The 21,651-nt window shown below is 73.7% G+C and carries 17 protein-coding genes; 4 read left to right on the top strand and 13 right to left on the bottom strand.

Features of this window, described 5'->3' with window-relative positions; genetic code table 11:
• The first annotated feature begins 160 nt into the window (after positions 1 to 160).
• Positions 161 to 1,078 carry a hypothetical protein gene (locus tag DY240_RS21150; RefSeq protein WP_147375423.1) on the top strand — a complete coding sequence of 306 codons (918 nt, stop codon included), beginning with the start codon at positions 161 to 163 and terminating at the stop codon, positions 1,076 to 1,078.
• Between the two features lie 143 nt (positions 1,079 to 1,221).
• Here DY240_RS21150 and DY240_RS21145 read toward each other — a convergent pair whose 3' ends face one another.
• The 9 genes from DY240_RS21145 to DY240_RS21105 all read right to left on the bottom strand — a co-directional run bounded on the left by DY240_RS21145 (position 1,222) and on the right by DY240_RS21105 (position 8,999).
• Entirely contained in the window at positions 1,222 to 1,989 is a 768-nt protein-coding gene (locus DY240_RS21145) for a prepilin peptidase (protein WP_119661820.1), read from the bottom strand.
• Entirely contained in the window at positions 1,986 to 2,816 is an 831-nt protein-coding gene (locus tag DY240_RS21140) for a shikimate dehydrogenase (RefSeq protein ID WP_119661849.1), read from the bottom strand. The genes DY240_RS21145 and DY240_RS21140 overlap by 4 nt, the downstream gene beginning before the upstream one ends.
• Entirely contained in the window at positions 2,813 to 3,973 is a 1,161-nt protein-coding gene (mltG, locus tag DY240_RS21135; protein ID WP_119661819.1) for an endolytic transglycosylase MltG, read from the bottom strand. Before mltG ends, DY240_RS21140 begins: the two co-directional genes overlap by 4 nt.
• A complete protein-coding gene (gene ruvX, locus DY240_RS21130; RefSeq protein ID WP_119661818.1) occupies positions 3,966 to 4,427 on the bottom strand; it encodes a Holliday junction resolvase RuvX in 462 nt (153 codons plus the stop codon). The genes mltG and ruvX overlap by 8 nt, the downstream gene beginning before the upstream one ends.
• Positions 4,427 to 7,102 (bottom strand): alanine--tRNA ligase, encoded by a 2,676-nt coding sequence (gene alaS, locus DY240_RS21125; protein ID WP_119661817.1) that lies wholly within the window; start codon positions 7,100 to 7,102, stop codon positions 4,427 to 4,429. The genes ruvX and alaS overlap by 1 nt, the downstream gene beginning before the upstream one ends.
• Positions 7,103 to 7,104: 2 nt before the next feature.
• The gene (locus DY240_RS32960) at positions 7,105 to 7,446 is read right to left on the bottom strand and encodes a DUF6167 family protein (RefSeq protein WP_199701939.1); all 342 of its coding nucleotides are present in this window, start codon (positions 7,444 to 7,446) and stop codon (positions 7,105 to 7,107) included.
• Positions 7,446 to 7,850 (bottom strand): DUF948 domain-containing protein, encoded by a 405-nt coding sequence (locus tag DY240_RS21115; protein WP_119661816.1) that lies wholly within the window; start codon positions 7,848 to 7,850, stop codon positions 7,446 to 7,448. The genes DY240_RS32960 and DY240_RS21115 overlap by 1 nt, the downstream gene beginning before the upstream one ends.
• Before the next feature lie 157 nt (positions 7,851 to 8,007).
• Positions 8,008 to 8,547, bottom strand: a complete 540-nt coding sequence (locus tag DY240_RS21110) for a YdeI/OmpD-associated family protein (RefSeq protein ID WP_199701937.1) — start codon at positions 8,545 to 8,547, stop codon at positions 8,008 to 8,010.
• Positions 8,544 to 8,999, bottom strand: a complete 456-nt coding sequence (locus DY240_RS21105; protein ID WP_119661815.1) for a VOC family protein — start codon at positions 8,997 to 8,999, stop codon at positions 8,544 to 8,546. The genes DY240_RS21110 and DY240_RS21105 overlap by 4 nt, the downstream gene beginning before the upstream one ends.
• 93 nt (positions 9,000 to 9,092) lie before the next feature.
• On the opposite strand from DY240_RS21105, the gene DY240_RS21100 reads away from it, so the two are divergent.
• Complete coding sequence (locus tag DY240_RS21100) at positions 9,093 to 10,052, top strand: helix-turn-helix transcriptional regulator (RefSeq protein ID WP_119661814.1); 960 nt, start codon at positions 9,093 to 9,095, stop codon at positions 10,050 to 10,052.
• A gap of 103 nt (positions 10,053 to 10,155) precedes the next feature.
• Complete coding sequence (locus DY240_RS21095) at positions 10,156 to 10,986, top strand: Gfo/Idh/MocA family oxidoreductase (RefSeq protein ID WP_119661813.1); 831 nt, start codon at positions 10,156 to 10,158, stop codon at positions 10,984 to 10,986.
• Between the two features lie 572 nt (positions 10,987 to 11,558).
• Here DY240_RS21095 and DY240_RS21090 read toward each other — a convergent pair.
• The 4 genes from DY240_RS21090 to DY240_RS32155 form a co-directional block, all read right to left on the bottom strand.
• Positions 11,559 to 12,806 carry a replication-associated recombination protein A gene (locus DY240_RS21090; RefSeq protein ID WP_407659360.1) on the bottom strand — a complete coding sequence of 416 codons (1,248 nt, stop codon included), beginning with the start codon at positions 12,804 to 12,806 and terminating at the stop codon, positions 11,559 to 11,561.
• A 139-nt stretch (positions 12,807 to 12,945) separates the two neighbouring features.
• The gene (locus DY240_RS21085) at positions 12,946 to 13,896 is read right to left on the bottom strand and encodes a dihydrodipicolinate synthase family protein (RefSeq protein WP_199701935.1); all 951 of its coding nucleotides are present in this window, start codon (positions 13,894 to 13,896) and stop codon (positions 12,946 to 12,948) included.
• A 34-nt stretch (positions 13,897 to 13,930) separates the two neighbouring features.
• On the bottom strand, positions 13,931 to 16,621 hold the full coding sequence (locus DY240_RS21080) for a PQQ-binding-like beta-propeller repeat protein (protein ID WP_119661811.1): 2,691 nt from the start codon (positions 16,619 to 16,621) through the stop codon (positions 13,931 to 13,933).
• Positions 16,621 to 19,083: a ligand-binding sensor domain-containing protein gene (locus DY240_RS32155; protein ID WP_158602928.1), complete on the bottom strand. Its 2,463-nt coding sequence runs from the start codon at positions 19,081 to 19,083 to the stop codon at positions 16,621 to 16,623. The genes DY240_RS21080 and DY240_RS32155 overlap by 1 nt, the downstream gene beginning before the upstream one ends.
• A 169-nt stretch (positions 19,084 to 19,252) precedes the next feature.
• On the opposite strand from DY240_RS32155, the gene DY240_RS21070 reads away from it, so the two are divergent.
• Positions 19,253 to 21,646 (top strand): ligand-binding sensor domain-containing protein, encoded by a 2,394-nt coding sequence (locus DY240_RS21070; protein WP_119661810.1) that lies wholly within the window; start codon positions 19,253 to 19,255, stop codon positions 21,644 to 21,646.
• Positions 21,647 to 21,651 lie beyond the last annotated feature (5 nt).

Here is a 21,651-nt window from a genome sequence, read left to right as displayed (position 1 = left end):
ATCTATCGGGCATTTCGGACTGGAATTGCCGAACAACTCCAAGATCAACGCCGGGTGGGTGGAGCGGCGCGTTGTCCACAGGTGGAACCGGTTGGCCGGGTCATCCACATTTCGGCGTTCCGGCCGAGCGAGCGACTGATCGATCGGCGACGGTGGGCGCATGCGGCCTCCGCGCTACCGACCCGGGCGCCGGCCGGCACCGGTTCCCGCGGTGCTGGCCGGCGCGGTGTTCCGGTACGCCGACGCGCGCGCGGCGGGTGTCAGCAAGGACCAGCTCGGAGGACGGACCTATCGCCGGCTCCACCGGGGCGTCTACGTCGAACGGGAACGGCCCACCGACGACGAGCTCGCGGTGCGGGCGTGGTTGCTGGCGTTGCCCGCCGAGGCGGCGTTGTACGGGGCGACGGCGGCCGCGTGGTACGAGTTGCCGGTCCAGGCGCCGCCGGTGGTGCAGGTGATCGTCCCGCCGGGCACAGTGCCGCGACGCCGGGCCGGGTTGGAGCCGCACCAAGGGCTCTGCCCGGGCGCGGTGACGCTGCACCGCGGCGTGCGGATCACCACGCCTGAACGGACGTGGCTGGACCTGTCGCTGACGCGCAGCGACACCGAACTGGTGGTCATCGGCGATGCGATGGTGCGCCGCGGGCTGACGACACCGGCGCGGCTGGTCGAAGCGGCCGACACGGCCCGTCGGCGACGGCGCGTGGTGCGGGCGCGGTCGCTTGCCCGGCTGGTCCGCGACCGCGTCGACTCGCCGCAAGAGACCCGGCTGCGGCTGATCCTGACCAACCACGGCGGCCTGCCCGAACCGGCGGTCAATCCTGACCTGGGCGACGAGCACGGCGGCTGGATCGGCCGGCCGGACCTGGCCTACGAGGACGCCCAGGTGGCCATCCAGTACGAGGGCGACGTGCACCGCATCACCAAGCGGCGCTGGCGGTCCGATGTCGCTCGGGACGAGGTGCTGCGCGACCATGGCTGGGTGGTCGTCCGCGTCACCGCGGAGGACCTGCGCCACCCGTCACAGCTGTGCGACCGCGTCCGCCGCGCCATCGACCGGCGACCTCGCCGCTCCTGACCCGCCCCCTCCCCTGTGGAGCCGTCACGCCGCCGGCCCACTCCCCAAACCGAAGTTGATCTTGGAGTTCTTCGGCCATCTATCGGACATTTCGGGCCGGGATTGCCGAACAACTCCAAGATCAACGAGCGCGGGGCAGGGGGTTAGGCCACGAGCAGGGCGGCCAGCGCCCCGAGCAGCATCGGCGGGCCGAACGGGAGGGTCGTCCGCCGGCCCGCCCGCCCCGCCACCAGCAGCACGATGCCGATGACGCCGCCGGCCAGGAAGGCGAGGAACACCCCGGAGGCGACCGTCGTCCAGCCGGCCCACCCGAGCAGCAGACCCAGCGACGCCGACAGCTTCACGTCGCCGAGTCCGAGGTCGGCCGGCCGGAGCAGCGCCAGCAGCAGGTAGAACGCCAGACAGGCGCCGGCCGCCGCCCAGGCCCGTCCGTACGCGCCCCAGTCGCCGGTGAGCGCCGCCGCGACCGTGAGCCACGCCCCGGCCGCACCGAACGCCGTCAGCGTCAGCCAGTCCGGCAGCAGCTGGGTGCGGAGGTCGACGTAGGCCATCGCGACGCCCAGCAGGCCGACCACCAGGTACGCCGGGAGGTCCTCGGGTGCGCCGGCCGCGCCGTCGCGGGCCAGGGCCAGCAGCGCCCAGACGGCCGCCGTCGCGACGGCGAGCCAGGCGGCGAGCCGCGGCGCGGCGGCGAGGTCGCGGTACGGGATCGGTGTGGCCGGCCGGCCGCCCTCGACCAGCTCGGGTGGGACGGGCTCCGCCTCCGGGGGCAGGGGGTCCGCCTCGGGCGAGACCGGTTCCCGATCGGACGGGACGGCGATAGGCGGGCGGTCCGGTATGCGGGCGATCAGCCGCGGCAGCAGGGCGCCGGCGACCAGGCCGGCCGCGCCTAGCGCGAGCACCAGGGTCACGCGCGGGCGCCCATCGCCGCGAGCGCCGCCGACCGCAGCAGATCCACCGGGACGTCCTCGCCGGTCATCAGGCGCAGCTGGCCGACCGCCTGGTGGGCCAGCAGGTCCAGCCCGCTGGCCACCGTGCCCCCGGCCGCCTGCCACACGGCGGCGACCGGCGTGGGCCACGGGTCGTAGACGACGTCGAACAGCACCCGGCCGGCGGTGTCGTCGATGCTGCCGACCAGCGTGGACGCGAGCTCGTCCAGCGCGCCGGACGGGGCCGTCGACACCGTCACCCCGGCGTCGGCGCAGGCGGGCAGCACCGCCCAGGGCGCCGGTTCCGCCGGATGCCCGAGCGCGGCCGCCACCGCCAGCGCGGCCCCGGCGCGGGCCGAGGACCGGACGTGCACGTGCACCGGCCCGCTCTCGAGGAACGCCAGCGCCGCCAGCACGCTCGCCGCCGTCGCGCCGCCGCCCCACAGGCACACCGGCCGTGCGACGTCCGCCCCGGCCTCGCGCAGTGTCGCCACCACCCCGGGCACGTCGGTGTTGTCGGCGTCCCAGCCGCCGTCGGCACGGCGGACCAGGGTGTTCGCCGCCCCGACGGTGGCCGCGACGTCGGAGGCCGTCGTCGCGAGGTCCAGCGCCACCCGCTTCAGCGGCATGGTCAGCGAGAGGCCGCGCCACTCCGGCCCCAGCCCGGCGAGGAAGCCGGGCAGCTCCCCCTCGGTCACCTCGTGCGCGGTGTAGTGCCAGTCCAGCCCCAGCCGGCGGTACGCGGCACGGTGGATCACCGGCGACAGCGAGTGCGCGATCGGCGAGCCGAGCACCGCGCAGCGGGTCAGCACAGGTCGCTCTCCCGGCAGTACTCGTCCAACTGGGCCTCGTTGGCCTGCTGGTCCTCCGGGGTGACGCCGAACGCCGTCTCGCCGGTCTCGAGGTTGACCGCGACGAAGTAGCAGTAGCCGTCGCTGGACGGGTTCAGCGCGGCCGCCAGCGCCGCCTCGCCGGGCGACGCGATGGGACCCGGCGGCAGCCCGGACACCCGGTAGGTGTTGTACGGGCTGTCGCTCTGGCGCTGCTCCGGGGTCGTGTAGACGGTGGTGTAGTCGTCGAAGGCGTAGTGGACGGTGGAGTCCATCTGCAGCCGCTCCTGGACCACGCCGTTGGCCGCGCAGGCGCCGGTGAGCCGGTTGTAGATGACCTCGGCGACCCGGGGCATGTCCTCCTCGCGGCGGACCTCGCGCTGCACGATGCTGGCGACGGTGACGATCTCGCGCGGGGTGTAGCCGAGCGCCGCGGCGCGGTTGACCAGGTCGACCTCGGTCGCTGCCTGCTCGAACCGGGCCACCATGGCGGCGACCAGCGACTCCGGCGTGACGTCGCCGCCGAGGCCGTACGAGGCCGGGAACAGGAAGCCCTCCGGGTCGCCCTCGGTATACTCGGGCAGCGTCGCGGCGTCGACGGCGGCCTGCAGCTCCTCGACGGTGAAGCCGGAGGTCTCGGCCAGCCGTTCCACCGTCTGCCGGACCCGCAGGCCCTCGGCCAGCGAGACCCGCTCGCCGCCCGCGCCCGACACCAGTGCCGCGACGGCGTCGGCGGCGCTCATCTCGCTGCGCAGCACGTAGTTGCCGGGCTGGATGGAGCGCGCGTCGGGGTTCTGGTCGGCGGCGGCGATGAAGGCGTCCTGGCTGGCGACGACGCCGGCCTCGACCAGCGTGGCGCCCATGGCCCGCAGCGTGGCGCCCTCCTCGATGGTGACGGGGACCTCGCCGGTGCCCGGGCCCGGGAAGTCCTCGGGCTCGCCGAACAGGCCGTCGACACTGTTGAGCACCGCATTGCCGCCGTAGTAGATGCCGCCCAGCACCGCGCCGATGACGGCCAGCGAGGCCAGGACCGCCACGAACGAGCCGAACCGGCTGCGCTTGCGGCGGCGCCGCCGCTGACGCCGGGGGCGGATGACCTCCTCCTCCGACGTGTCCGACGTGTACAGGTCACTCATCGGTTACCGTCAGCACCTCTCCAGGCGGCTCGCCGGTCGCACGCTCGGCGTCCAGCGCATCTTGCAGGATCACCATCGCGGCGGCCTGGTCGACCGCCGGGCGTCCCGCACGCGACGAGACACCGCTGGCTCGCATCCCACGCGCGGCGACGGTCGTGCTCAGCCGTTCGTCGACCAGTCGCACCGGGCATGGTGCCACATATCGGGCCAAATCCGCACCAAAGGCCCGGGCGTGCGCGGCCGCCGCGTGTTCCTTTCCATCGAGACTACGCGGTAATCCGAGCACGACCTCGATCGCCTCGTACTCGCGCGCCAGCTCGCGGATCCGCCGCAGGTCGCCCTTGCCGCGCCGGACGGTCTCGACCGGCGTGGCGATCAGGCCGTCGCGATCGCACGAGGCGACCCCGATCCGGACCGTCCCGACATCGACCCCCAGCCTGACGCCTACCCGCACTAGCGCGTCACGGCCTGGCCGAGAGCGTGTTCGACCTGCGTCAACGCCTCGCCGATCTTGCCGGCGTCGGTGCCGCCGCCCTGCGCGACGTCGTCCTTGCCGCCGCCGCCACCACCGAGTGTCTGCGCGGCCACGCGGACCAGCGCGCCGGCCTTGACGCCCCACTCGCGGCCCGGCTCGTTGACGGCGACGACCACACTGGGCCGCCCACTGTCGCCGGCGCCGGCCACCGCGACGACCGCGGGCCGCTCGTTGCCGAGCCGGCCGCGGACGTCCAACGCCAGCGAGCGCAGCTCGTCGGCGGCGGTGCCGTCGGGCGCGGCGTGCGCGACGAACGAGACGCCGTAGACGTCGCGGGCCGACGCCGCCAGCTCCGCCGCGCGGGCGCCCAGCTGCGACGAGCGGGCCTTGGCCAGCTCCTTCTCGGCGTCGCGGACCTGCGCGACCAGCCGCTCGACCCGCTCGGGCAGCTGGTCGGGCTGCACCTTGAGCAGGTCGGCCAGCTGGCTGACCAGCGTGCGCTCCTTCGCGAGGTAGCGGAAGCCCTCGATGCCGACGAACGCCTCGACCCGGCGCGACCCCGCGCCGACGGAGCTCTCACCCGTCAGCGTGATGAGCCCGACCTGCGACGAGTGCGCCACGTGCGTACCACCGCACAGCTCGCGCGACCACGAACCGCCCATCTCGACGACGCGCACCTCCTCGTCGTACGTCTCGCCGAACAGCGCGAGCGCGCCGATCTCGCGGGCCCGCTCCAGCGGCATGTACGTGGCCGAGACCGGGTGGTCGCGGCGGACGGCGAGGTTGGCGACCTCCTCGACCTCGCTGCGGGTCTGCGCGCCCAGCGCCTGCCCCCACGCGAAGTCCAGCCGCAGGTAGCCGGGCTTGTTGTACGACCCGCTCTGCAGGGCCTGCGGGCCGAGCACCTGGCGCAGCGCGGCGTGCACGATGTGCGTGCCGGAGTGCGCCTGGCAGGCGCCGACGCGCCACTCCTGGTCGACCTTGGCGAGGACGTCCTGGCCGCTGATGACCTCGCCCTTGAGCACGCGCACCTGGTGCACGATGAGACCCTTGACCGGCCGCTGGACGTCGAGCACCTCGAGCTCGAAGCCGTCGCCGGTGATGACGCCGGCGTCGCTGTCCTGGCCGCCGGACTCCGCGTAGAACGGCGTGCGGTCGAGGACGACCTCGAGGGTCTCGCCCTCGCTGGCGCCCGGCACGGCGACGCCGTCGAGCAGCAGGCCGCGGACCCGGCTCTCGGTCTCGAGCTCCTCGTAGCCGGTGAACGGCGTCGGGCCGGCGTCGCGCAGCTGCCGGTACGCGCTGAGGTCCGCGCGGCCGGTCTTCTTCGCCTTGGCGTCGGCCTTGGCCCGCTCGCGCTGCTCGGTCATCAGCCGCCGGAAGTGCGCCTCGTCGACCTTCAGCCCCTGCTCGGCCGCCATCTCGAGGGTGAGGTCGATCGGGAAGCCGTAGGTGTCGTGCAGCTTGAACGCGGTGTCGCCGGGCAGCGCGAACTCGCCGGCCCGCTTGGCTTCGTCGGCGGCGAGGTCGAAGATCTGCGTGCCGGTCTGCAGCGTGCGCCGGAACGCCTCCTCCTCGGCGTACGCGACGGAGGAGATGCGCGCGAAGTCGGACTCCAGCTCGGGGTACGCCGCCTTCATGCAGTCCTTCGCCACCGGCAGCAGCTCGGGCATCGTCGTGGTGTCGACGCCGAGCAGCCGCATGGCCCGGACCGACCGGCGCAGCAGCCGGCGCAGCACGTAGCCGCGGCCCTCGTTGGACGGGGTGACGCCGTCGCCGATCAGCATGAGCGAGCTGCGGACGTGGTCGGCGACCACCCGCATGCGGACGTCGTCGTCGTGGTTCGCGCCGTAGCGCTTGCCGGAGAGGTCGGCCGCGCGCTGCAGGGTCGGGCGGACCTGGTCGATCTCGTACATGTTGTCGACGCCCTGCAGGAGGTACGCGACGCGCTCCAGGCCCATGCCGGTGTCGATGTTCTTCGACGGCAGGTCGCCGACGACGACGAAGTCGTCCTTCGCCTTGACGTCGGTGATCTGCTCCTGCATGAAGACCAGGTTCCAGATCTCAAGGAAGCGGTCCTCGTCGACGACGGGGCCGCCGTCGGGGCCGTGCTCGGGGCCGCGGTCGACGTAGATCTCGCTGCACGGGCCGCCGGGGCCGGGCTGGCCGGTGTGCCAGTAGTTGTCGAGCAGGCCGCGGCGCTGGATGCGCTCGTCGGGCAGGCCGGCGACCTTCTTCCACAGCTCAGCGGCCTCGTCGTCGTCGTGGTAGACGGTGACCCAGATCTTGTCCTCGGGGAACCCGTAGCCGCCGTCGGACCGGGACTTCGTGATGAGGTCCCAGGCGTGGGTGATGGCGCCTTCCTTGAAGTAGTCGCCGAAGGAGAAGTTGCCGTTCATCTGGAAGAACGTGCCGTGGCGGGTGGTCTTGCCGACCTCGTCGATGTCGCCGGTGCGGATGCACTTCTGCACGCTGGTGGCGCGCGGCCACGGCGCCGCCTGCTGCCCGGTGAGGTACGGGATGAACGGCACCATGCCCGCCACCGTGAACAGCAGCGACGGGTCGGGCGAGATCAGCGAGGCGCTGGGGACGACGGTGTGCCCGTTCTGCTCGAAGTGGTCGAGGAACCGGCGGCGGATCTCGGCGGTCTCCATGGTCAGAACGTGCCTCTCGGGTGCGGGCTGAAACGGGGCGATGGGCCGCCTGCCGAGGGCCCATCGGAGAAGATGTCGTCGACGGCGTCGGGATCGGCGACGCCGGGCTTGCCGGTGCCGTCAGGTGCGATGCCCAGGGCATAGCGCAGCTCGGCGTCGCGCTCGGCCATGCCGGCGCGGACCTCGTCGGTGAACTCGCGGACGGCGTCGCCGAGGCTGCGCAGGCCGCCGGCGACGCGATCGGCCGCGCCCTCCGGCGTCAGGCTCTCGGCCGCCTTGGTGAGCCGGCGGACCACGAGGACCCCGGCGGTGGCGCCGAGGGCGATCCAGAACAGCTTGCCCATCACCGGCCTCCGAACCGGCGGCGACGACCGCCGGCGGCCGCGCCGTCGCGGCGGGAGGCGATGGCCCGGCGCACGCCGTAGGTGAACGCGGCCGTGCGCACCAGCGGGCCGCCGAGCGTCGCGGCGAACAGCGACGACATGGCCGCGACGTTGGTGGTGACCGTCTGCGCGTTCGACGTGATGGCGTCGATGCGCTGCAGCTGCGCGTTCGTGGAGGCGAGCAGCTCGTTGGTCTCGTCGACCGTGGTGGCCGTCTTCGCGACGTGCTCCTGGCGGAGGTCGCGCACGACGAGGGTGAACTCGTCGACGGTGCGGCCCAGCTTGAGAATCGGCACGGCGAGGAAGCCGACCAGCGCCACCAGCGCGGCCGCGGCCAGCAACCCGGCGATCTCGCCTACGGACATGGGTGGAGCTGCCTCTCTTCGGATGGTCGTCTCAAGCGTCTGACCCTACCGCGCCGGACCACCCGGCGCGGTCACGACCGGGAGACGGCTGCGCGGCGGCCTGCGACTGCTCGCCCGCGGGTCGGCACCATGTCCATGTCCTTCAGGGTAGGCGACCTCAGCGCAGCCCGGCCAACGCCTTCTCCAGGGCGTTCTTCCGCGCCGCCGGGGTACGGGCCTTCATCAGCGCCAGCAGGATCAGGTACCGGCCGGACTTCGTCAACGCCTCGAACGCGGCCGCCTTGGCCGGGTCCGCCGCCAGGGCCGCGGCCAGGTCGTCCGGGACGGTGGCGGTGGCCTGTGACGCGTAGGCGGCGTCCCACCGTCCGTCGGCCTTGGCGGCGGCGATCTGGGCCAGCCCGCCCGGGCGCATCCGGCCGGCCGCCGTCAGCTCCTCGGCCAGCGCGACGTTGACGGCCGACCACGGGCTGCCCTTGCGCCGCGGCGAGTACCGCTGCAGGAAGTGCTGGTCGTCGCCGCGCCGCCGGACACTGTCGATCCAGCCGTGGCACAGCGCCACCTCCTGGGCCGCGCGGATGGTCAGCCCGGGCGCGCCCTTCCGTGCGATGCGCAGGACGACGCCGTCGCTGGTGTCGTGGTGCGCGGCCAGCCAGGCGTCCCAGCCGGCCGCGTCGTCGAAGACGAGCACCTCGCTCACGCGTCCGCCCCGTCCGCCCCGTCCGCTCCGTCGGCGAGGGCCTTCCAGTGCGGGTTGTACATGAGGCCGATGATGTTGCCGAACGGGTCGACGACGGAGGCGTTGGCGAACCCGTGGGTGCGGTCGACCCGCGGCTGGTGGACGGTGGCGCCCAGCTCGACCAGCGTCGCCAGGGTGCCGTCGAGGTCGTCGACGTGCCAGTTCATGACGGCGCCGCCGGGTGCCTGCCGCGTGGTGGGGTCGGCCGGCGACCGCCAGGCGGCGTTGATGATGCCGAACTCGTCCTGGTGGTCGCCGATGCGCCACTCGTAGTAGCCGACCTGCCCCGACGCCGGGTCGGTCGCCTCGAAGTACGGCCCGCGACCGAGGACCTCGGTGTACCAGGCCCGCGCCGCGGCCATGTCGCCGGCGTAGAAGTTCAGGGTGCAGAAGCCGCGCAGGTCGATGCTCATCGAACTCTCCTTCGTGTGCTTGCTTACTGGTGAGAACGACGTTAACGAGGGTTGTGGAACGTACGGTTCCTCAATTCGTGGGAGACTTCGTTCATGTTGGAGACGTCGGTGCGGCTGCTGCGGCTGCTGTCGTTGCTGCAGGTCAGACGCGAGTGGTCTGGCGCGGAGCTGGCGTCGCGGCTCGAGGTGACCACGCGGACGGTCCGCAACGACATCGAGCGGCTGCGGATCATGGGCTACGAGGTCGAGTCGACGACCGGCCCGGCGGGTGGCTACCGCCTGGGCGCCGGGTCGGCGCTGCCGCCGCTGATCCTGGACGACGACGAGGCGGTCGCCGTCGCGCTGGGGTTGCGCGCGGCCGCCGCCGGCTCCGTCACTGGCATCGAGGAGACGTCGCTGCGGGCGCTGGCGAAGCTGGAGCGGACGCTGCCGTCGCGGCTGCGGCACCGCATCGACGCGCTTCGATCGGCGACGGCGTCGGCCGCCGGCGTGGGCGCCCGGGTCGACGCCGACGTGCTGATGGCGGTCGCGGCGGCCGTGCACGGCCGCGAGCAGCTGCGCTTCGACTACGCCGGGCACGACGGCGCGGAGTCGGTGCGCCGGGTCGAGCCGCACCAGCTGGTCTACACCGGACGCCGCTGGTACCTGCTGGCCTGGGACCTCGACCGCGACGACTGGCGCACGTTCCGAGCCGACCGCATCCGGCCTCGAGTGCCGACGGGGCCGCGGTTCACGCCGCGGGAGCCGCCCGGCGGCGACGCCGTCGCGCACGTGCTGCGCGGCGTGGGGTCGCAGGCCTACCGCGAGCAGGCGCGGGTCCGCCTCGACGCGCCGATCGACGTGGTCCGCGACAAGATCACCGCGATGGGCGGCCTCGTCACCGAGCTCGAGGACGGCAGCTGCCTGCTGCAGACCGGCGGCGACTCCTGGCACGACCTCGCCGGCTACCTGGGCAGCCTCGGCGCGCCGTTCGAGGTGCTCGACCCGCCGGAGCTGCGCGCCCACCTGCGCTCGCTGGCCGAGCGCTACCTCGCCGCCGCCGGCCACGGTTGATCTTGGAGTTGTTCGGCCATCTATCGGGCAATTCGGGCTGGAATTGCCGAAGAACTCCAAGATCAACTCGGGAGGTGGGGGCGATCCCGTAGGCTCGGCTGCCATGCGGATCGGGGTCGTCGGGACGGAGAGCAGCCACGTCGACCAGTTCGTCCGCCTGCTCAACGTCGAGCACCGGCACGGCGACGCCCGCGTGGTCGCGCTCACCGGCGGCGACACCGAGCGCAACCGCGCGCTCGCCGCGGCCGCCGGCGACCAGCCGCCGCGGTTGGTCGACGAGCCGGGCGACCTGGTGGGCGCGGTCGACGCGGTGCTTATCTGCACGCGCGACGGACGAGCGCACCGCGCCGAGGCGGTCCCGCTGATCGAGGCCGGGCTTCCGGTGTTCGTCGACAAGCCGCTGGCCGGGTCCGCGGCGGACGCGGCGGCCATCGTCGACGCGGCCCGGGCGCACGGTGTGCCACTGTACGAGGGGTCGGCGCTGCGGTTCGTCCCCGCCGTCGCCGAGCTGGCCGGCGACAGGCCAGCCGCCGTGCACGTCAGCGGGCCGGCCGACCCCGCCGGGCCGTACGGCGGCCTGTACTTCTACGGCGTGCACCTGGCCGAGGCGGCGCTCCAGATCGTCGGCGAGCCCGCCGGCTTCGGACCGGTGGACGTGCGAGTGGGGCGCGGCGTCGTCACCGCGCTCACCACCATCGGCGACGTGCACGTCACGCTGACGTTCGTCGCCGGGGAGGCGCCGTTCCACGCCACCGTCGTGCGGGCCGGCGCGGTCGAGGCGCGCGAGCTGGCACTGCCGCCCGACTACACCGCACCCGTACTGGACCGCTTCCTCGTCGCCGCCCAGAAGGGCGAGCCGCCGTCCGACACCGAGGCGGCGATGATGGTGGCGCCGGTCGCGCTGCTCGACGCGGTGACCGCCGGGTTGGGCTGACGACTGGCACGCTTGGTGTGGCGTGCGTTGGGCTCCCCGTCCCCCTGCTGCCCCATTCTCTTGCCGCGAAACCGCGCCTCAAGTCCGCCATGGAGTCGCTTCGCGACGACGGGCGGACTTGACCCGCGGCTTCGCGGCCAAGAACGGGCAGCTATCAGGGGGACGGGGAGGATGTGGGCACGCCTCACGCTGGCCGTGCCCGTTTCGCGCCGTTTGTCGAGTCGTGGACAGCGATGATCATCCACGATCGCCTACATCACGAGGATTGCCTGAGCATCACCATGCCTGTAAGGGTGTTGACGCTGGGGTAATCCTCGTGATGGCCCGCGAATCACGGTGAAATCTCGCGATGTGGACGCCCAACGACACCAACGCCACACAGAACGGGCCGACGCCCCCAGCAGCCGTCGCCGCTCTTCCCCCGTCCCCCCTGATAGCTGCCCGTTCTTTGCCGCGGGCGCGCGGGTCAAGCGGTCATCGCCGCGCGAAGCGCCCAATAGTCCGCTTGAGGCGCGCGTACGCGGCCAAGACAATCGGGCAGCAGGGGGACGGGGCCAACCCCCCGGGCGAACCTACTCTCCGCGGACGATCTTGCGCAGCCTGGCGTACCGGTCGGCGTAGTCGCGTTCCGCCCCGCGGGTGCCGGGCTGGTAGTACTGCTTGTCCTTCACCGCGTCTGGGGCGTACTGCTGCTCGACGACGCCGCGGGGGTCGTCGTGGGCGTATGCGTAGGACGTGCCGTGGCCGAGCTTCTTCGACCCGGCGTAGTGCGAGTCGCGCAGGTGCGGCGGGACGGCGCCGGCCAGCCCGGCCCGCACGTCGGCCACCGCGGACCCGATCGCGCGCACCACGCTGTTCGACTTCGGCGCCAGCGCCAGTGCGATGACGACCTGGGCCAGCGTGATCTGCGCCTCCGGCCAGCCGATCAGCTGGACCGCCTGGGCGCCGGCGACCGCCGTCTGCAGCGCGGTGGGGTCGGCCATGCCGATGTCCTCGCTGGCGAGGATGACCAGCCGTCGGGCCAGGAACTTCGGGTCCTCCCCCGCCTCGGCCATGCGGGCGAGGTAGTGCAGGCCGGCGTCGACGTCGCTGCCCCGGATCGATTTGATCATGGCGCTGGTGACGTCGTAGTGCTGGTCGCCGTCGCGGTCGTAGCGGACGGCGGCGCGGTCGACGGCCTTCTCGGCAACGTCGAGCGTGATGACGCCGTCGACCGCTCCCCCGGCCGCGGCCTCGAGGTAGGTCAGCGCCCGGCGGGCGTCGCCGCCGGCCAGCCGGAGCAGGTGGTCGTGCGCGTCGTCGTCGATGGTGACGACGCCGTCGAGGCCGCGCTCGGACGTCAGCGCGCGGCGCATGACCTCGCGGATGGCGTCGTCGTCGAGCGGCTCGAGCGTGAGCAGCAGCGACCGCGACAGCAGCGGGCTGATCAGCGCGAAGTACGGGTTCTCGGTGGTCGCCGCGACCAGCGACACCCACCGGTTCTCGACGCCGGGTAGCAGCGCGTCCTGCTGGGTCTTGGAGAACCGGTGCACCTCGTCGACGAACAGGACGGTGCCGGTGCCGGTGCGGACCAGCTCGCGGCGGGCGGTGTCGATGACGGCGCGGACGTCCTTGACGCCGGCCGTCACCGCGGACAGCTCGACGAACCGGCGCTGCGTGGCCCGGCTGACGACGTAGGCGAGCGTCGTCTTGCCGGTGCCGGGCGGCCCCCACAGCACCAGCGCCATCGGCTGGTCCTGCTCGACCAGCCGGCGCAGCGGCGTGCCCGGGCCGAGCAGGTGCTGCTGCCCGACGATCTCGTCGAGCGTGCGTGGGCGCATGCGCACCGCCAGCGGCTTGCCGGCGACGTCGTCGTCGGCGCCGGACAGCGACCCCGCGGGCACCGACGGCGCGGCGCCGCCGAACAGTCCTTCCTGCTCCATGATCTGCGAGCCTACGCGGTCACGCTGACACCAGGTGTCAGCGGCGCACCTGGTCGCGGCACTGCCGCACGACGCGGACCACCTCGTCGCGCTCGGCGTCGTCGAGGTCGGCGGGCCGGTAGGGGTCGACGGCGAACTCGGCCGGCACGGTGCCCTCGTCGGCGGCCAGCCACAGCATGCGCTGCACGTAGCCCTCGTAGGGCGGGCGGAACGTCACCCGGGCCACCTCGTCGACGATCGCCGACACCTCCAGGAACCGGGCCGCGGCGTCGCGCGCCGACGTGTGCACCGCCGCCGCGAACGTCTCGACCGCGGCCACCGTGATCTGCACTGAGGCCGCCGCCAGCCCGATCAGCGCACCCTCGGCACCCCACATGAGCGACGCGCCGAGCATGCGATCCTCGCCGGTCAGGACGAGCAGGCCGCGCGATCGGGCGGCCGCGATGCTCTCCTGGCAGGCGATGGCGTCGTGCAGGCGGGCCGGCTTGAACGCGCACACGTCCGGCAGGTCGAGCACCCGCGCCAGCGTCTCAGGCGCGTACGGCCGGAAGTAGAGGTCGAACGCGATCAGCGGCAGCCCGGACGCCCGGGCGACCGCCTCGTGGTGGGCGACGACGGCGTCGGGGTCGGCGTCGGCGGGCGGGAAAACCAGCAGCGCGTCGGCGCCGGCCGCGCCCGCCGTCGCCGCCCACTCGAGGTCGTGGCCGGGGCCCTCCGCGCTGCCGCCGACCCCGGCGAGCACCGGGACGCCCAAGGTGGCGGCGCGGCGGACCAGCTCGGACTTGGTGGCGATGGACAGCCGGTCGCCCCGGCCGGTGTGCGCGGCGACGGCCAGCCCGCCGGCGCCGCCGCGCACCAGCTGCCCGAAGTAGGCCTCGCAGACGTCGGGGTCGGTGCTGCCGTCGGCCCGCATGGGTGTCGCGGCCGCGGCCACCAGGGACCACCGCAGCCGTCCGGTCAGCTCCGCCGCGCCTCGCGTGTTCGCCACCGATGCAGACTATCCATTGTCGGGCGCCGGCCGGTCACGACCGTCCGTCCGCGCACTGCCCGCGCACCGGCCCGGTGACCTCGTTCGGCTCGTCCAGGACCGGCGCCGGATCGTTGCCGGCGCAGGACAGCCCGCCGACGACCCGGTTCCCGGCGAACCGGACGCCGCCGGTGTTGCCGGCCAGCGAGACGGAGCCACTCAGCGACGACCGCGTGATCGACACCGCGCCGGTGCTGCCGGTCACCGTCACCGGGCCGCCCACCGTCGCGCCGGCCAGCACCACGCCGCCGGCGCGGTCGGTGCGCAGCGGACCGGCGACCGCCGAGTCCGTGACGGCCAGCATCGCCCCGGGGCTCACCTGAACCGAGCCGCCCACCGTCGCGCCGTCCAGGCAGGTGAGGCCGGACGTGACCCGCACCGGGCCCGCGTGCGGTCCGTCGACGGTGACGTCGCACACCGGCGCCGTGGCCTCGAAGGACGTCCACAGCGCGCCCCGGGTCGAGAGCCGGCGGCCCTCCAGGGTCAGCTCGCCGCCGCGGTCCAGCGGAACAGTGAAGGTCAGGCTCGCCGTGCCGGTGGCGTCGGCGCGGACGGTGCCCAGCTGCCGGGCGTTGGGCCGCAGCCACACCTCCAGCTGCTCGCCCGGCCCGAGGCCGGTGAACGTGACCGTCTGCGACCGGCCGGCCGGGACGGCGTCCGCCGCCACGCTCGCGGCCGCCGCCGGGCGGGCGCTCGGCGTGTACTCCCAGTACTGCAGGTCACGGGCGATGTACACGTTGCCGTTGGTGTGCAGCAACCCGTACGAGGCCGGCCGGAACACCCGGGCGCGGTCCAGCGTCACGGGGTCGATCCGGTACATGTTCCGCTGGGAGACGACGTAGAGCTGGTCGACGTGCGGGTCGTACCAGAGCCGCGAGCCGACGTGCGCGTAGTCGATGGTGTCCCACGGGTACGGCTCGTAGTTGCGGCGCGCCTCGACCGTCCGCGTCGCGACGTCGATGCGGAACACCGACACCGTCGTGTGGCTCCACAGCTTGCCGTTCTCGTCGAAGGCGAGCTCGCCGATGGCGCCCTCGCCGGGCATCGGCGCGATCTCCCAGAGCTTGCGCCGTTCCTCGATGTCGTAGGCGAAGACGACGGCATCGGTCTGGGTGGGCCGCGGCCCGCCGACGCCGCCGTACACCGAGGTGGCGCCGTAGAGCACGCCGTCGCGGTAGGTCAGCGCGACCACGCTCTGCCCGGGCACGACGTCGTCGAACCACGACTCGCCGGTGCGCGTGTTCAGCAGCGTCAGGCCGCCGCCGGGCGAGCCGTTCTTCGCCACCGTGCCGATCGCGAGATGGTCGCCGGCCGAGGCCAGCGCGAACGGGCGGGACTGGCCGTGGTCCTCGTACAGCCGCAGCACCGGCTTCGGGTTCACGCCCGGCTCGGCCGGCTGGTCCGGGTCGTAGCGGAGGATCTCGCCCCACGGGTAGGTGCCGACGTAGAGGGCGCCGTCATGGGTGACCATGCCCTCGGCCTGGCTGATCTCCGAGGCGAACTGCGTCTTCGCGCCGGTCCGCGGGTCGTAGCTAGCCATGCCCCCGGCCAGGAAGGTGCCCACGTAGAGCAGGCCGTCCGGGCCCTCGGCGATCGAGCGGACCGGTCCCGGCGCCGCGACGGCGTCCGCGGTACGCAGCTCGGACCGGCCCGTCTCCGGCGAGTAGACGAAGTAGCGGCCGACGTGGTCGAGGCCGACGAGGGTGGCGCCGGGCCACTCAGGGTCGCCGAGGTCCAGGAAGTCGAAGCCGCGCACGTCGCTGACGCCGGTCAGCGACGTCGCCGCGTAGGCCCGCTCCACCAGGTCGTAAGTGTGCAGTGTCTGGTCGCGGACGAAGTAGACGGTGCGCCCGTCGGCGGCGACCGGCGACACGCTCAGCCCGTGGGCGTCCGGGATCTCCTGGACCCAGGCGCCGGCGTCCAGGTCGTAGACGTGCAGCGGCGACGGCGAGCCGGACAGGCTGAACCGGGCGAACAGCAGCCGGCCGCGGACGTCGAGGTCGTACACCCCGGCCGCCGGGTCGGCGCCCGGCGGCAGCCCCAGGTCGCGCCGCTCCCCCGTCGCCGCATCGATCTCGACGACGCTCGTGGTGGCGTGGGTGCCGGCGTAGACCTTGCCGCCGGCGGCGGCGATGCCGCGCACGATCAGCGGGTCGGCGTCCGGCGCGAGCGAGCCGAGGTTCGTCGTCGCGCCGGTGGCCGGGTCGTACCGGAACACGGTGGCCCGGGACTGGCCGGTGCCGCCGTAGACGACGCCGTTCTCGTCGTGCGTGACGGACCAGACGAAGGTCTCACCGGCCACCGCCACGCCGAGGTCCTCGACGGCCGCGGCGCCCGGCCGGTACCGGTACACGCGCCCCTCGCCGTAGGTGCCGACGTAGACGTCGCCGTTCGGCGTGACGTCGACCGCCCACGAGCCTGACGATCCGGGCAGCGGGAACTCGTGCACCCGGCTGCCGTCGCGGGCGTCGACGACGCTGAGCACCGCCGGGCTGCCCGACGACACCAGGTACAGCCACGGTTCGCCGTCCGGTCCGTGGCCGACCGCCGATCCGGGCGCGGTGACGGCGTTCAGCGGCATCCCGCCGATGTCCTTGAACACCGGATACTCGACGGCCTGCGCGCCGGCCGTCAGCGTGGCCGCCGCGACCAGTACGGCGGCGAACCAGGTGATCAGGCGTCGCATCATGCCTCCCTGCACTGCCCGGACACCGGGCCGTCGACGTCGAGGTCCTCGAGCACCGGCGGCGGCTCGTTGCCGGTGCAGCTGAGCGGGCCGGTCACGGTGAGGCCGGACACCGTCGTGCCGCCGGAGTTGGACAGCAGCTCCACCGGGCCGTCCACCGTCGTGCCGTCGATCCACACCTCGCCGACGGCGCCGGTCACCGAGAGCGGGCCGGTCACCGTCACGCCGTCGAGCGTGACGCCGCCGGCGCCGACCGCGCGCACCGGTCCGCGCACCGCGGAGTCCTCCGCCACCAGGACCGCGCCCGGGCTGACCTGGACCGGGCCGTCGACGTCCGCGCCGTCGAGGCACGTGGTCCCGGCCGTGACCGTCAGCGGGCCCGCGTGCGGACCGGTGACCGTCACGTCGCAGACCGGCTGGGGCCGCAGCGAGAAGTTCCACCGGTACAGCGCCGCGCCACGGGTGTAGTAGAGGTAGCCGGCGTCGTCGCGGGCCAGCGACCCCACGCCGGCCGACGCCAGCTCAGTGACGGCCCAGGTCCGCGGGTCGACCCGCCACAGGCTGCCGGAGCTGGTGACGTAGAGGTAGCCGTCCTCGCGGAACAGCAGCTGCCGGTCCTGGCCGTACATGGTCGTGGTGCGCGGGAACAGCCGCTCCGCGCGGGTGACGGCGCGCGCGGCGGTGTCGTACGTGAACAGCGTCCCGTCCGCGACGCCCCACAGCGTGCCGTCGGCGTCGAACGTCAGCCCGTTGACCGCCCGGCCGCCCGGGACCGGCACCAGCCGGTGCAGGACGGCGCCGGTGGCGGGGTCGGCGACGAACAGCTCGGCCTCGGTGGCCACCGGGTCGATGCCGTAGCCGCCGTTGACCGACGTGCCGCCGTAGAGCAGCCCGTCCCGCTCGGCCAGCGACACCACGCTCTGGTCCGGCACGACGTGGCGGTGCGTCACCACCTGCCCGGTGGCCGGGTCCCACAGGCTCAGCGCGCCGCCGAGCCGGCCCGACTTCGGCACGCTGCCCACCGCCATGACGTCGCCGACCTGGGCGAAGGCCTGCGGCCGGTCTTGCTCGGCGGTGATGACGGCGGCCGGGCCCGGGTTGGTGCCCATACTCCACGGCTTGGTCGTGTCGAAGTCGAGCAGCCCGGCGTTCGGGTAGCGGCCGAACACCAGGTGGTCGCCGTAGGTGCCGAACCCCTCGACCTGCCCGGCGCCGGCCAGCAGCGTCGTCGCGCCGGCGGCGGGGTCGAACCGGGCCATGCCCGGCGGGGACAGGAACGCGCCGGCGTACACGGCGCCGTCGGGGCCGGAGCCGAGTGCGGTGATGGTGTTCGGTGCACCCTGCAGGTCGGCCTCGCCGATGTAGCGGCCCTTCCTCGTCTCCGGGTTCCAGATGTAGATGCGGCCGTAGTAGTAGGTCATCGCCAGCGACCGGCCCGGGAAGTCGGGGTGGTCGAGGTCGACCCAGGCCCAGCTGCCGGGGAACGCGTTCGGCGCCCAGCCGACCGGCGCGTAGGTGTGGGTGTCGAGGTCGTAGGCGACGATGCCGACGGCGGCGATGCGGAAGTAGACGTACTTCCCCGCGGGGTCCGGCGGCGAGATGGCCCGCCCGGAGATGCCCGGGACGATGTTCACGAACTCGCCGCTGCCGGTGTCGTAGACCAGCAGGTCGTTGGACGGCTGCACGCGCAGCAGCAGGTAGTCGCGGGCCAGCGTCATGTCGTAGACCACCTCGTGGGTCTCGTACTGCGCCGGCAGCGCGACCTGGTGGAACTGCCCGGTCGCGCGGTCGAAGCGGGTCAGCCGGGCCCGCGGCTGGGTGCCGACCCAGACGCTGTCCTCGTCGGCCTCCAGCGTGCGGGCGTACGTCTCGCCCGGCACCGCCTGGCCGTGGTCGGTGAACGCACCCGTGGCGGGGTCGTAGGCGAACAGCCGGCCGCCGGGGTACGTCCCGCCGTAGACGATGCCGTCCGGCGCGGCGTCCAGCCGCCAGATCCCCTCGCCGGCGAAGGGCACGCCCAGCGCCGTCACCGCGTCGTCGCCCGGCGTCCAGGAGTACAGCTGGCCCTCGGTCATGCCGAAGTAGACGGTGCCGTCGGCGACGCTGAACGTGCTGGCCCAGCTGTTGATCCCGGCCGGCAGCCGCTCGGCGAACACCACCTCGGCGCTGCGCAGGTCGGTGACCTGGAACATCCCGGGGGTCTCCTCGTTGCCCGCGGTCACCCAGTACGCCTGCGGCCGTCCCTGCGCGTCGACGCCCTGGGACTGCTCCTGCGACAGCACGCGGCCCTCGATCGGGTAGCCGAGGGATTCCTCGGCCCCGACGACCGGCGCGGACGCGGCGCGCGGTGCCGAAGCGGGCTCCGTCGCGGCGTCCGTTCCCGCGCCGGCCACCGGCACCGTCAGCGACAGCACGAGTGCGGCGGCCACTGCCGCCAGCGACGATCGGTGCAGCCTCGTCAAGGCATCCTCCTCGCGATCGGTCATTTCGGCCTGGCCCGTTAGGCGGTCATCCTGGCAGCCGGCGGCGAGCCTGGGCAAGACCTCCGGGAATTTCGGCCTTGCCCGATATCCGTGCGATCGGTAGCCTCCCGGTGCAGATCCCCCATTCGCCGTCTCGGAGGTCCCCGCGATGAGAGCGCTGCTGTCCGGATCGGCCGTCCTCGTGCTCGCCCTCGCCACCGCGGCGGCGGCACCGCCCGCCGGCGCGTCCGGCGAGGCCCCGGCCGACGCGCCACCACCGGGTGAGGTCACCTCGCTCGGCACGCCCCTGCAGGACGTGCTGCTGATCGGCGGCACGCTCGCACCCGGCCCGGACGGCACGCCGGTGCTGTGGAGTGCGTCGTCCGGGGCGCCGGCGCACCTCAACGCCGTCGACCCGGCGACCGGCGAGGCGGTGGCCCGGTTCGACCTGCCCGGCGCGGGCGGGTCCTGGGCGGTCGACGCCGGCCCGGACGGCTCGGTGTACGTCGGCACCTACGGCGCGCCCGGCCTCTACCGCTGGACCGCGGCGGACGGCGTCGAGGCGCTCGGCAACCCGATCGCCGGCGAGACGTTCGTCTGGGACGTGTCGGTCGCCGACGACGGCCAGGTGTACGGCGGCACGTCGCCCGGCGGCAAGCTGTTCGGCTACGACCCCGCGACCGGCGCGTTCCGCGACTTCGGCCGGCTGTCCTCGACCCACGCCTACGTGCGCAGCGTCGCGGTGCACGGCGACACCGTCTTCGCCGGCACCGAGAACCCCGCCGCGGTGTTCGCCGTCGACCGGGTGTCCGGCGTCAGCACCGCCCTGCCGCTGCCGGACGGCCTGGACGTCTCGACCGCCTGGGCCTACGACGTCGACGTCGTCGGCGACTATCTGTACGTCCGCTTCGGGTCCGCCTCGCCGAGCCCGCTGTACGTCTGGGACATCGCCGCCGGCCGGTGGGTCGACAGCATCGCGACGGCGCACGGGCTGGAGCCGTCGCCGCCGGACGAGGAGGGCCGCGTCTACCTGATCGTGGCCGGCGAGCTGGTCCGCTACGACCCGCGCGACGGCAGCATCGTCGGCACCGACATGCCGTTCACCGGCCGGGTGGCCAACACCCGCGGCATCGGCTGGGCCGAGCTCGGACTGCCCGACTACCCCGGGCGCAGCATCGTCGGCCTGCTCTGGCGGGGGATGATGTTCCGCTACAACCCGACGACCGGCGCGTGGTCGTTCGTCCAGACCACCATCGAGGGCGAGCCGATCGACATCACCGCGCTCACCGAGGGTCCCGACGGGCGGGTGTACGCCGGCGGGTTCCTCAACGGCGGCTTCGCGGCCGTCGACCCCGCCACCGGCGTGCGCGAGGAGTTCCACACGTTCTCGCAGAGCGAGGCGATGACGACGCACGACGGGCGGCTCTACGTCGGCGCCTACCCTGACGCGCGGGTGTACTCCTACGACCCGGCGCTGCCCTGGCACAGCCCGGAGTACTCCCCGTCGCCGGAGCCCGGCGCCGTCGACAACCCGCGGCGGCTGTTCGACTTCAAGGCCGACCGGCAGATCCGGCCGCGGGCGCTGGCGTCGGCCGGCGACCACCTCGCCGTCGGCACCATGCCCGACCTCGGCGAGCTGGGCGGCGTGTTCGCCCTGTACGACGCCGACAGCGGCGCCCTGGTGCACGCCGAGCGTGACCTGATCGACGACGAGAGCATCGTCGCGCTCGCCTACCGCGACGGCGTCGTCTACGGGTCGACCAGCATCTACGGCGGCCAGACCGCCACGCCGCCGACCCAGCCGGAGGCGACCGTCTTCGCGTGGTCCGTGGCCGAGCGGCGGCTGCTGTGGGAGCTGCACCCGTCGCCGGGCAAGCCGTCCATCCCGGCGCTGGCCTTCGACGACGCCGGCCGGCTGTGGGGCCTCTCGGGGACCGACCTGTTCGCCGTCGACGTGGCGGCGGCGTCCGTGGTGGAGCGGGTGAGCCTGGGCTCGAGCGGCAGCAGCTCCGGCGACCTCGTGTTCAGCGCCGTCGACGGGCTGCTCTACGCCTCGCCGGCGGGCTCCCGGCTGGTCCGCGTGAACCCGTCGACCCTGGGGGTCGAGCAGCTGTGGACCGGGTCGGCGTCGCACCTCGCCGCGCACAGCGACGGCGACGTGTACGTCGCGTCCGGCGACGAGCTGTTGCGGTTCACCCCGCGCTGCACGACGACGGTCACCGGCACGCACCGCGGCGACCTGACGGCGTCGGCGGGGACGTTGTGCCTGGACGGCGCGACGGTGCTCGGCTCGGTGACCGTCACCGGCGGCGCCGGCCTGCGCGTCGACGGCGGCTCGGTGTTCGGGTCGGTGACGGCCGACGGCGCCTCGCCCGTCGTCCTCTCCGATGTGACGGTGCGCGGCGCGGTGACGCTGGTGAACGGGCCGGCGCCGGCCGCCGTCGTGTCCGGGTCGACGATCTTCGGCTCGCTCGACTGCTCGGGCAACGCCGAGCCGCCCACCGACGACGGTGTGCCCAACCGGGTCCGCGGCGAGCGGTCCGGCCAGTGTGCGACGCTGTGACCCCT

This window comes from Jiangella rhizosphaerae (assembly GCF_003579925.1).
In the GTDB taxonomy this organism is placed as follows: Bacteria; Actinomycetota; Actinomycetes; order Jiangellales; family Jiangellaceae; genus Jiangella; species Jiangella rhizosphaerae.
The sequence above is the reverse complement of the archived record's forward strand: the minus strand, read 5'-3'. Positions and strand labels throughout refer to the sequence as shown.